We start from the raw sequence: 10,573 nt of genomic DNA, 5'->3' as shown, positions 1-10,573 counted from the left end.
CCGGGGGCCGACCCGCCGCCCACCCCGGCGCGGTGTCAGCCGCCCAGTTCGGCGCGGACCAGCCTGGCCGCCTCGACCAGGTGCTCCAGCGAGGCCCGGGTCTCCGTCCAACCGCGGGTCTTCAGGCCGCAGTCGGGGTTGACCCAGAGCCGCTCGGCCGGGATCGCGGCCAGCCCGGCGCGGAGCAGCGAGGCCGCCTCCTCGGTGCTCGGCACCCGGGGCGAGTGGATGTCGTAGACGCCGGGGCCGACCTCGCGCGGGTAGCCTGCCCCGGCCAGCTCGTGGGCGACCTCCATGTGCGAGCGGGCCGCCTCCAGGGAGATCACGTCGGCGTCGAGCTGGTCGATGGCGGTCATGATCGCGCCGAACTCGGCGTAGCACATGTGGGTGTGGATCTGGGTGTCGGCGCGGACCCCGGAGGTGGAGAGCCGGAAGGACTCGGTGGCCCACTCCAGGTAGGCCGCCCGGTCGGCGGACCGCAGCGGCAGGGTCTCGCGCAGCGCCGGCTCGTCGACCTGGATGACGGCGGCGCCGGCGGCCTCCAGGTCGGTGACCTCGTCGCGCAGGGCGAGCGCGACCTGCCGGGCGGTGTCGCCGGTCGGCTGGTCGTCCCGGACGAAGGACCAGGCGAGCATGGTCACCGGTCCGGTGAGCATGCCCTTGACCGGACGGTCCGTCAGTTCGGCCGCGTAGCGGTACCAGTCGACGGTCATCGGGTGCGGGCGGGAGATGTCCCCGGCCAGCACCGGCGGCCGGACGTAGCGGGTGCCGTAGGACTGCACCCAGCCGTGCCGGGTGGCCAGGTAGCCGGTCAGCTGCTCGGCGAAGTACTGCACCATGTCGTTGCGTTCGGGCTCGCCGTGGACGAGCACGTCGAGGCCGGCCTTCTCCTGGTAGGCGATCACCTCGCGGACCTCGGCCCGCATCCGGTCCCGGTAGGTTCCGTCGTCGATGCGGCCGGCGCGCAGGTCGGCGCGGGCGGTGCGCAGTTCGGTGGTCTGCGGGAAGGAGCCGATGGTGGTGGTCGGCAGCAGCGGCAGACCGAGCCGGGCCCGCTGCGCCTCGGCGCGCTCGGGGTAGGCCGGGGCGCGGCGGGCGTCCTCGGGGGCGGTGGCGGCGACCCGGGCCCGGACGGCCGGGTCGCGGGTCAGCGCGGAGCCGGCGCGGGAGGCCAGGTCGGCCCGGTTGGCGGCCAGTTGGGCCGCGATGGTGTCGGTACCGTGGGCCAGGCCGCGGGCCAGGGTGGCGACCTCGGTGGTCTTCTGACGGGCGAAGGCGAGCCAGCGGGCGACCTGCGGGTCGAGGTCGCGCTCCAGGTCGGCGTCGAGCGGGACGTGCAGCAGCGAGCAGGACGGTGCGACGTCGACCCGGTCCGCCAGGCCGAGCAGCGTGCCGAGGGTGGCGAGGGACTTCTCCAGGTTGTTGATCCAGATGTTGCGGCCGTCCACCACGCCCGCGACCAGGCGCTTGCCGGGCACTCCGCCGGCGGCGGCGAGGTCGTCGAGGTTGGCGGCGCCGGGGCCGGTGAAGTCCAGGCCGATGCCCTCGATCGGGGCCTTGGCCAGGACGGGAAGGGCCTCGCCGAGCCGGTCGAAGTAGCTGGTGACCAGCAGTTGCGGGCGGTCGGTGGGCGCACCGAGTTCGCGGTAGACGCGGGCGGCGGCGTTCAGTTCGGCCGGGGTGCGGTCCTGGACGAGCGCGGGCTCGTCCAGCTGGACCCAGTCGGCGCCGGCCGCCCGCAGGTCGGCGAGGAGTTCGGCGTAGACGGGCAGCAGCCGGTCCAGCAGGGTGACCGGCCGGAAGTCGGCGGCCACGCCGGGGGCGGGCTTGGCGAGCAGCAGGTAGGTCAGCGGTCCGACCAGCACGGGCCGGGGGCGGTGGCCGAGGCCGAGCGCCTCACGGAGCTCGGATACCGGCTTGGCGGAGTTCGCGGCGAAGACCGTGTCCGGGCCCAACTCCGGTACGAGGTAGTGGTAGTTGGTGTCGAACCACTTGGTCATCTCCAGCGGTGCGACGTCCTGGGTGCCGCGCGCCATGGCGAAGTAGCCGTCCAGCGGGTCGGTGTCGACGGCGGCGCGGTGGCGGACCGGGATCGCGCCGACCGCGACCGTGGTGTCCAGGACGTGGTCGTAGAGCGAGAAGTCGCCGGTGGGGACTTCGGTGATGCCCGCGTCCGCCAGCTGCCGCCAGTTGGCGCGGCGCAGGACGGCGGCGGTGGCGTGCAGGGCGGCGGCGTCGACGCGGCCCGCCCAGTACCCCTCGACGGCCTTCTTCAGCTCCCGGTCGGCACCCTGCCTCGGGTAGCCGTACACGGTGGCCTGCGGGGTGGTGGAACTCGGTGACACGGAACTCTCCTTCGCGAGTCGCGCTGCGATCCCGGGAGAGCACGACGGCGTGGAGGTACGGCAGTGGGGGCACGGCACCGGGGTGGGCCCGCCCGCTCCGCCGACCCGCCCTCGAGGTCACCGAGATCACCGCGTGCGGGGTGCACGCGGGCAGTGGCAGGTCTTCGGACTCGCGGGCACGTCCGCCTGGCTTCCAGGCCGGACACCTACTGGCCGTCGCTTCCCGGGCCCGGCTGGGCCCAGTGCGTGTGACGGCGGTCGTTCCCACTCACCGCTGCGGGGCAGTCCCGGATTCCCACCGGGTTCCCTCTTGCGACGCCGTGGCTGGAGGACACGGCGAACCGACTGCACCGCCCACCCTAGGCCCATCGCCGGCGGCGCGTCAGTGATTGTCCGGATCGCGGATGGCCGGGGCGGCCCCGGTGGCCCCCGGCCGCCCGGGCAGTGCAGGTGGTGGTCGAGGCGGTGGTCGAGGACGAGCGCGTCAACAGACGAGCGCGTCAACAAGGACGTGCTGGTCCCCCTGGCCGAGGTGCTCGCCGCCGCGCACACCGTGCCGGCTTCCCCCGACGGCGGAATCAGCACATGCCGGCCCGTCGTGGCGACGGCCGAAAGGCCGGGTCGAGGGCGCGTGCATGACGTCACAGCGCCACCGGACCGGTCGCCCGCGGCCCACCCGGCGGTTCGCCCGGGACCGGCCGCGCCCGGCGGACGGGCAGCCGCGCGGCACAATCACTGTCATGCGGCACATCTTCCTCATCGGCATCGGGGCGGGCGATCCCGACCACCTCACCCTGCAGGCGGTCAAGGCCCTCGCCCGCACCGACGTATTCTTCATCCTCGACAAGAACGAGGAACGGCAGGACCTCATCCGGCTGCGCCGGCAGCTGCTGACCGAGCACGGCCGCCCGGGCCACCGCGTCATCGAGGTCGCGGACGCCGAGCGGGACCGCGCCACGCCGGCGTACACCGCGGCCGTGGACGACTGGCGCACCCGCCGGGCCGACCTGGTCGAGCGGCTGGTCGCCGAACACCTCGGCCCGGAGGAGACCGGCGCGTTCCTGGTCTGGGGCGACCCGAGCCTCTACGACAGCGTCATCGCCGTGATCGACGAGGTCCTGGCCCGCGGCAGCGCCACCTTCGGGTACGAGGTGGTCCCGGGCATCAGCAGCGTCTCGGCGCTCGCCGCCCGGCACCGCACCACCCTGACCCGGGTCGGCCGCCCACTGCAGATCACCACCGGCCGCCGCCTCGCCGAGGGCTTCCCCGAGCAGGTGGACGACGTGGTGGTGATGCTGGACGGGCGGGCCGCGTTCACCGGGATCGACCCCGAGGGGCTGGAGATCTTCTACGGTGCCTACCTGGGCACCCCGGACGAGATCCTCGCCGCCGGCCCCCTCGCCGAAACCGCCCCCCGGATCCGCGCGCTCCGCGACGAGGCGCGCGAACGCAAGGGCTGGATCATGGACACCTACCTCCTCCGCCGCTCCGGGAGCTGACCCACACCCGCCCCCGGGCCGACCGGCCCGGGGGCCCGGGCATCGCGACCGGGCTGAAGCGGCGCCACATCGGGGCCCAGAGCAGGCCGGCCCCGTCGCCGAGGCGGCCGGGCTGACCGATCAGTAGCGCGCGGCGCCCGTTTCACCTGGTGAGGCGGTTACCGGCAGCGGTACCACGGGAAGCGCCGGCCGCCGCGACGGACCGGGGAGGACGCCGACCCGCCGGCATCACCGGACGGCTACGAACCGGCCGGGGCCCCGCCGTCGTCCCGGTCGGCCACGTCCTCGGACCGCTCGCCGGCCACCCCGGCCGCCCCGCCGGCGCCCTCGCGCTCGACGGCCCACTCCGTACGGCGTTCGCGGGTCAGCACCCAGTCGGCGGCCCGGCGCGGCGCCGAGCCCGCCGAGCCGCTACGGGCGGCGGCGGCGCACACCCGCCGCAGCAGGGAGTTCAGCTGGGTGCGCTCACCGCGCGTCAGGGACACCAGCAGGTCGTCCTGCACGGCCGACGCGTCGCTGTGCAGGATCTCCAGCGCGAGCTGCCCCGAGGAGGTGAGCGTCAGCACCTCGTGCCGACCGCCGACCTGGACGAACAGGGACTGCACCAGGCCCGCCGCGACGAGATCGTCGAGGGTCTGCGCGGTGTCGACCGCACCCCCGTCGATCCCGGCGACCAGATCGGGCCGGGCGTGCGGGCCCAGCCGGGCCAGCGTGGAGAGGACGGACAGGTGCGCCGGGCTCATCCCCCGGAACTCCAGGCGCGCCGCCAGCAGGGCGTCCGCCGCCCGGCCGGCCGCCGACAGGAGGTGGACGGTCTGCTCGAAGGGACTCGACGATCCCTTCCCCCTGTCGTACACGTCGCATCCAATCGCTGGTGGAGGGCTGCACCACCTCCGGCGGGGGTCACGGGACCACCGACGCCATGCCACGCTGCCGAACGCCGATCACCGGAGGGCCGCGAAACCCGCTCGCGCGCCGCGCCGGGCACGGCGCCGCATCGCGCCGCACGGCGCACCGAGGCCAACGATAGCCGCGCCGCGCCGATCGGTCTACATCGATGTCGTCCGCGACATCCGCTCCCCCGCCGCCGGCGGCCGGCGCCGACAACGGCACCCGTCACCGGCCCGGCATGGCCCGCGCGGCGTACTCCACGTACTCGTGCAGCCCGTACGCCAGCCCCGGGATCAGCACCGACACCGCCACCACCGCCACCAGCCAGGCCACGCCCACCCGCCTCGCGCGACCGCGCGGTAGGACCGGCACCGACCCCAGCAGCGCCTCGACCCGCCGCGGCACCGGACCGGCGCCCACCGACAGCAGCGGGTTCCGGCTCCCGCCTGCCCGGGTGGCGGCGGACCCGGCCAGCGCCGCCCGCGCGATCGCCGCCGCCGCCAGCCGGCGGTCCCCCACCGACCCGGCCGCGGCCTCGTCGGCCCACCGTTCCAGGTGGGAGCCCAGCGCCTCCCGCAGGCCCCGCAGCGCCGGGTGCACCGCCGCCGCGAGGTCCGTGACGACGGAGAGCACGTGGTGGCGCCCCGCCAGGTGGGCCCGTTCGTGCGCGAGCAGCACCTCGCGCTCCGCCGGACCGAGTTCGCGCACCATGCCCGAGGTCACCACGACCCGCCCGGGGCGCCCGCGGAAGCCGGGCAGGGCGAAGGCCTCCGCGTCGCCGCCCGGCACCACCAGCACGTCGCCGTCGGCCACCCCGTCACCGGTGGACTCCCAGGCCTTCGCGAGCAGCGCGCGATGGGCCAGCCAGCGGCGCGCCAGCAGCACGGCCTGGACCGCCAGCACCACCCCGGCCGCGCCGGAGACCGGCACGACGGCCGGCCACCGCTCCAGCACGCGCGCCGGCGGCACCCGCTCCATCGAGGCGAGGAACGGCACGTGGAACAGCGCGACCAGCGCCGCCGCGGTGCCGCCCGCCAGCAGCACGGCCGCACCCGTCAGCGCCACGCACGCCTCGCGCGGCGGCAGGAGCGCGGCCAGCCGGCGGGCGGCGGGCGCCGCGCCCCACGGAGCCAGCAGCGTCAGCGCGACCAGGGCGAGGGCCAGGGTCATCCGCGGCCCTCTCCGTCCGGGGCCTCCAGCAGGAGGCGCCGCAGCACCTCCTCGTCCCCCTCGGACAGCGATGACACGAACCGCTTCAGCACCAGCTCACGGTGCGGGTCGCTCTCCAGTTCACGGCGCATCCGCCCGGCCACCAGACCGGCGGCGTCGGCGACCGGCGCGTACGCGAAGCCCCGCCCCGGGCGGCTGCGCTCCAGCGTCCCGTTCTCGTGCAGCCGGCCCAGCACCGTCGCCACCGTCGTCCGGGCCAGCCCCCGGTCGAGCGCCTCGTTGACCTCCTGCGCCGTCAGCGGCCGCTCGGCCGCCCACAGCACGGCCAGTACGTCCGCGACCAGCTCGCCGTGCGGCCGCCTCGTGTCCCGGCTGTCGTCCACCATGTCTCCCGTCCACGGCCGCGCCGCCGGGCAGACGTACAGCGAACCCGGCGACGCCCGCGCCCTCACCACGGCCGACTACATGGTCGTAGACGATCCGGTCGGATGTTCGTAAGGTATGCCTCACCCAACTGTACTGGCCCCACCGGCAGGGCAGACTGGCCGCAGGGGCGCCGCCCTGGGGCTTCACCATGGTGGCCGGGAGAGTCGGGAGTTCAGGTGTGACCGCGCATCGCGAGCCGTTCCTCTACATCGTCGTCTGCGCGTCGGGCATCGCCGGCGGAGTGGACGAGCTGATCACCGCCGCCCGCGCCGAGGGCTGGGGAGTCGGCGTGATCGCCACCCCGAACGGACTCGGGTTCATCGACCGGAAGGCCGTCGAAGCCCGGACCGGCTACCCGATCCGCTCCGCCTGGCGCATGCCGGGCGACCCCCGGCCGCTGCCCCCGGCGGACGCCATCGCGGTGGCGCCCGCCACGTTCAACACCATCAACAAGTGGGCCGCCGGCATCTCCGACACCCTCGCCCTCGGCATCCTCTGCGAGGCGTACGGCCTGGGCATCCCGGTGGCCGTCCAGCCCTACCTCAACGCCGCCCAGGCCGCCCACCCCGCCTACGCGGAGAGCCTGGCCCGGCTCCGGTCGATGGGCGTCCTGATCGGTGACGCCGCCCCCCACCAGCCCAAGGCCGAGGGGGCCGGCGCCGCGTACGACTGGACCCGGGTGCTCGACCTGCTCCGCCCGGTGATCGCCGCGGCGGGCCGGGAGTAACGGCCCGCCGCCACCGCCACCGTCACCGGGGGGTCCTCCGGAAGGCGTCCGGGGTGCGGGCGGTCCACGGCCGGGAGTGCGTGCGCGGGAACGGGTCGAGGATGCGGGAGAAGTGGGCGGGATCCTGGGCGGTGCCGCTGCACCGCTCCGCAAGGGTGCCCGCCACCGCGCAGGGCCGGTCCCGCCCGACCGACCAGAAGGCGAGCAGCCGGATGCCCTTCTCGGCCGCGAACCTCGCCAAGCGGGCGGCGTCCTCGGTGGAGAAGACCTCGTTGACGGCGTCGTTGACCCCGATCATCGGGGTGTTGCCCTGCATCGCCCACAGCTGCTCGGGGCTCTTCTCCGGCCAGAGCCGCCCGAGTTGCTCGTGCAGTCCGGTCGCGGCCCCGATCGCGGCGGCGCCCATGTCGAGGTCGGGCCCGTAGTCCATCGTCATGACGTTGACCACGTCCACGTCCAGTCCGTGGTGCCGCGCGTTGGTCAGCAGCCACACCCCGTTGTCGGACAGGCCCCAGGGGTTGACCGGCAGGGTGTAGTCCACGTCGAGCGGGCGGCCGAGCAGGCGGTACTCCTGCTGCAGTTCGGCGAGCGCCTGGTTGCGGCGGTCGTCGGACTGCTGGTCGTCCAGCGCCGCACCCTCGATGTCGAGGTCGATCCTGGTGACGCCCAGGGTGTTCACGACGCGCCGGTAGGCGGCCTTCAGGGCGCTCACCGTGTCGCAGGCCTGGGCGAGTTCACGCCCACCGGCCCCGCCGAAGGAGACGATCGCGTCGCCGCCCGCCGTCCGCAGACCCCGTAGGGCCGACAGCCACTCCGGGTCGTCGACGGGGATGGTGCCGTCGAAGGCGCCGTTGCACCCGCCGTCGCTGACGACGAAGGCGAGGGTGAAGTAGCTCAGGCCGGTGTTCCTGCGGACCTCGGCGAGCGTGTCGGGCGAGTTCCAGGTCTCCAGGTAGGGGGCGGTGAAGTGGGCCGGGAACCCGGGGCGGTGGTGGATCGGCGGCCGCACCGGGCCCGTGGAGCCGCGGGAGACGGCGCTCGCGGGCACGACACCGAGCGGCACGGGAGCCGGGGGCGGGGGGCCGGCAGCCGTGGCACCCGGCGGCGTGGAACCGAGCGGCGCAGCTCCGACGGCGGGGGTAGCGACAGGGTGACCGCCGACCGCCGGGGTACCGAGAGACGCGGAACCCACAGGCGCGGGGCCGAGAGGCAGGGAGCCGACCGCGAGGCCCGGCATGGCGGTCGCATGGGCCGGTGCGACGAGCAGCAGAGCCGCGCCCAGGGCCAGCGGGGGGAGGAACGAACTCGGACGGAAGGGGCTGGGCAAGGTGCTGCTCTCTCTTCTGATCCTGGATCGGTGGTCCCCGAGGCTGCCGAGGAGGCCGCCCGGCTCAGGGCCGGACGCCGGAGCGGGTGTCGTGCGGGGGGGGGCGGAGGTGGCGGGCGAGACCCCCGGTCCTCGCAGGCGGGACCGTGGACGGCCCCACCCGGGCGGACGCAGGGCGCCGGCGCCGACGGGCGTCAGTCCCGGGTGGCCGGGAACTCCACCCCGAGCCTGTCCCCCACCCCGCTGGGGATCCCGACGAAGCACCCGCCGGCCGGCGTCAGCGAGCCGCACAGCACGGCGGCGGACCTCTTGGCGTGCGGGAAACGCGACACGGGGGTGCTCCCTCGACAGCGTGAGGCGGGCGGTACCGGCCTCGATTGCGTCGATTCGTTCCCGTGCGAAGAGTCGGCGGGGGTCGGCCGCGGCGAAATTCACCTGATGGGACGTCACGACCACCGGCCTCCTGACCGGGCTGCGGGCGGTTCAGAGGTGCAGGGTGCCCCGGAGCGTGCGGTGGGCGGCGGGTGGGTGGCCGTGGTGGCGGCGGAAGGCGGTGGTGAAGGCGCGGGTGTCGAGGTAGCCGCAGGACCGGGCGATGTCGGCGATGCCGGTGGCGGAGTCCAGGAGCAGCATCGCCGCCAGGTCGAGCCGCATCCGGCGCAGCGAGGCCATCAGGGAGGAACCGGTCTCGGCCAGGAAGAGGCGTTCCGCATGGCGTGCGGAGAGGTGCGCGGCGGCCGCCACGTCGCGGACGGTGACGGGTCGGGCCAGGTTGTCGGCCAGGTAGCGCCGCATCAGCACCACCGGTGGCGAGAGGCGGGTACCGGGGCTCGCCACCACCCGCAGGTCCTCCTCGGGGGCGAAGGCCCGGGCCGTCTCCACCACCAGGGCGGTGCCGAGACCGGTCAGCCCCGCCTGGTAGCCGGAGCGCAGCGGGACCGCCTGTTCGGCGAGGGCGGCCACCAGGGAGGCCAGCGACCCGATGCTCCGCGACACCGCCGGCCCGGCCAGGTCGGTGAGTCCGGACCACCAGCCGCGCTCGCCCGGCAGCGGCCCGGGCCGCCCCTCCCGCAGGGTGAACCCCCAGTAGACGATGCCGAGCGGCTCGGCGCGGCTCGACTCGATCTCGTGCACCACGCCGGGGCGGGCGACGAAGACGTCCCCCGCTCCGATCTCGTGGTGCTCCTGGCCGGTGCTGAACCGGCCGGCGCCGCCGTAGGCGAGGCAGACCTCGTAGAAGGAGTGCCGGTGCCAGTAGTTGCGCCACGGCGAGGTCGGGTAGAACCCCAGGTGGACGAAGTCCGCTCGGAAGTCGTCGACCGGGCAGCTCCGCAGGACGCCGGTGAGTTCGCCGAACGCCCCGGCGTGCGCCAGTTGTTCCAGCGTCAAGCGTTCCTCCTGCCCGTGGGGTCGACCCCGGCCAGCATCATGCCCTGGCCCAGCGACTGGTCATGCGTGCGGACCGCCGGCGGATCCGCCGGGTCGCGGAACTGCACCAGCCAGGTGGTCCGCGCCTCCTCGCTGGTGTTGACCCCGGAGGCGTGGATCGTCAGGTAGGAGAAGAAGAGCACGTCCCCGGCCTCGGCGGGCAGGGGCAGCGCCGAGGCCAACGGCACCTGCGGGAGGTGGTGACCGCCCTCCTCCACGTGCTCCAGCGGGCCGAGCCGGTGGCTGCCCGGGACGATGCGCACGCAGCCCCTCTCCTCCGGGGCGTCGTCCAGGTGGAAGATCGCGGCGGCCACCCGGTGGTGGGTGTGCGGGAAGAACGGGTGGTCCTGGTGCGGCGGGAAGGGCGAGCCGTTCTCCGGGGGCTTCACGAACAGCTTGGTGTGGTGCAGTTGCACGTTCGGACCGCCCAGCACGGCCGCCGCGACGGAGGTGAAGCGTTCGTCCACCAGCAGTCGGGAGAAGGCCGCGGAGTGGAACTGCGCGTCGTGCAGGTGCTGGATGCGGGTCGGCCGGCCGCCCGCGAGGTCGGCCGCCGCACCCCAGGTCGGGTCCTCGCCGGTGTCCAGTGCGGCCAGCAGCCGGTGGGCGCCGCGGCGCAGCTCCGCCGCCTCCGCTCGGTCGAGCAGCCCCTTGACCAGTACGTAAGCCGTTCTCCGCGTACCGCTCGGCCAGGGCCGCGAGGTCGGTCACCGTCACGCTCTCACTCCTTCGCCCGGGCGGGAGGCTCCCGCCCGGTTCG

10 protein-coding genes and 1 riboswitch are annotated in these 10,573 nt (G+C 75.0%); of the genes, 2 read left to right on the top strand and 8 right to left on the bottom strand.

The genetic code is table 11. The features are described 5' to 3' along the window. Positions 1-35: 35 nt before the first annotated feature. Complete coding sequence (gene metE / locus ACFWA9_RS03335; RefSeq protein WP_380382713.1) at positions 36-2,345, bottom strand: 5-methyltetrahydropteroyltriglutamate--homocysteine S-methyltransferase; 2,310 nt, start codon at positions 2,343-2,345, stop codon at positions 36-38. Positions 2,346-2,503: 158 nt separating this feature from the next. After that, positions 2,504-2,657: riboswitch (cobalamin riboswitch) on the bottom strand. 428 nt (positions 2,658-3,085) lie between these two features. Between metE and cobF the strand changes: the two genes are divergently transcribed. Beyond that, complete coding sequence (gene cobF / locus ACFWA9_RS03330) at positions 3,086-3,844, top strand: precorrin-6A synthase (deacetylating) (protein ID WP_380382711.1); 759 nt, start codon at positions 3,086-3,088, stop codon at positions 3,842-3,844. A gap of 239 nt (positions 3,845-4,083) precedes the next feature. On the opposite strand, the gene ACFWA9_RS03325 is transcribed toward cobF, so the two are convergent. The 3 genes from ACFWA9_RS03325 to ACFWA9_RS03315 form a co-directional block, all read right to left on the bottom strand. Then, positions 4,084-4,701 carry a hypothetical protein gene (locus ACFWA9_RS03325; RefSeq protein ID WP_380382709.1) on the bottom strand — a complete coding sequence of 206 codons (618 nt, stop codon included), beginning with the start codon at positions 4,699-4,701 and terminating at the stop codon, positions 4,084-4,086. Between the two features lie 259 nt (positions 4,702-4,960). Beyond that, on the bottom strand, positions 4,961-5,905 hold the full coding sequence (locus ACFWA9_RS03320; protein WP_380382707.1) for a M48 family metalloprotease: 945 nt from the start codon (positions 5,903-5,905) through the stop codon (positions 4,961-4,963). Next, positions 5,902-6,291 carry a BlaI/MecI/CopY family transcriptional regulator gene (locus tag ACFWA9_RS03315; RefSeq protein ID WP_352290835.1) on the bottom strand — a complete coding sequence of 130 codons (390 nt, stop codon included), beginning with the start codon at positions 6,289-6,291 and terminating at the stop codon, positions 5,902-5,904. The genes ACFWA9_RS03320 and ACFWA9_RS03315 overlap by 4 nt, the downstream gene beginning before the upstream one ends. Positions 6,292-6,479: 188 nt before the next feature. Here ACFWA9_RS03315 and ACFWA9_RS03310 point away from each other — a divergent pair, with 188 nt between their 5' ends. Continuing rightward, positions 6,480-7,058 (top strand): flavoprotein, encoded by a 579-nt coding sequence (locus ACFWA9_RS03310; protein WP_380382705.1) that lies wholly within the window; start codon positions 6,480-6,482, stop codon positions 7,056-7,058. Positions 7,059-7,080: 22 nt separating this feature from the next. Here ACFWA9_RS03310 and ACFWA9_RS03305 read toward each other — a convergent pair whose 3' ends face one another. The 4 genes from ACFWA9_RS03305 to ACFWA9_RS03290 all read right to left on the bottom strand — a co-directional run bounded on the left by ACFWA9_RS03305 (position 7,081) and on the right by ACFWA9_RS03290 (position 10,472). Continuing rightward, positions 7,081-8,106 (bottom strand): chitinase, encoded by a 1,026-nt coding sequence (locus tag ACFWA9_RS03305; protein ID WP_380382703.1) that lies wholly within the window; start codon positions 8,104-8,106, stop codon positions 7,081-7,083. A 473-nt stretch (positions 8,107-8,579) separates the two neighbouring features. Then, complete coding sequence (locus ACFWA9_RS03300; RefSeq protein WP_380382701.1) at positions 8,580-8,717, bottom strand: hypothetical protein; 138 nt, start codon at positions 8,715-8,717, stop codon at positions 8,580-8,582. Between the two features lie 151 nt (positions 8,718-8,868). Then, on the bottom strand, positions 8,869-9,774 hold the full coding sequence (locus ACFWA9_RS03295) for a helix-turn-helix domain-containing protein (protein WP_380382699.1): 906 nt from the start codon (positions 9,772-9,774) through the stop codon (positions 8,869-8,871). Further along, positions 9,771-10,472 carry a phytanoyl-CoA dioxygenase family protein gene (locus ACFWA9_RS03290; RefSeq protein ID WP_380382719.1) on the bottom strand — a complete coding sequence of 234 codons (702 nt, stop codon included), beginning with the start codon at positions 10,470-10,472 and terminating at the stop codon, positions 9,771-9,773. Before ACFWA9_RS03290 ends, ACFWA9_RS03295 begins: the two co-directional genes overlap by 4 nt. Positions 10,473-10,573: the final 101 nt, after the last annotated feature.

It is taken from the genome of Kitasatospora sp. NPDC059973, assembly GCF_042737525.1.
Classification (GTDB): Bacteria; Actinomycetota; Actinomycetes; order Streptomycetales; family Streptomycetaceae; genus Kitasatospora.
The sequence above is the reverse complement of the archived record's forward strand: the minus strand, read 5'-3'. Positions and strand labels throughout refer to the sequence as shown.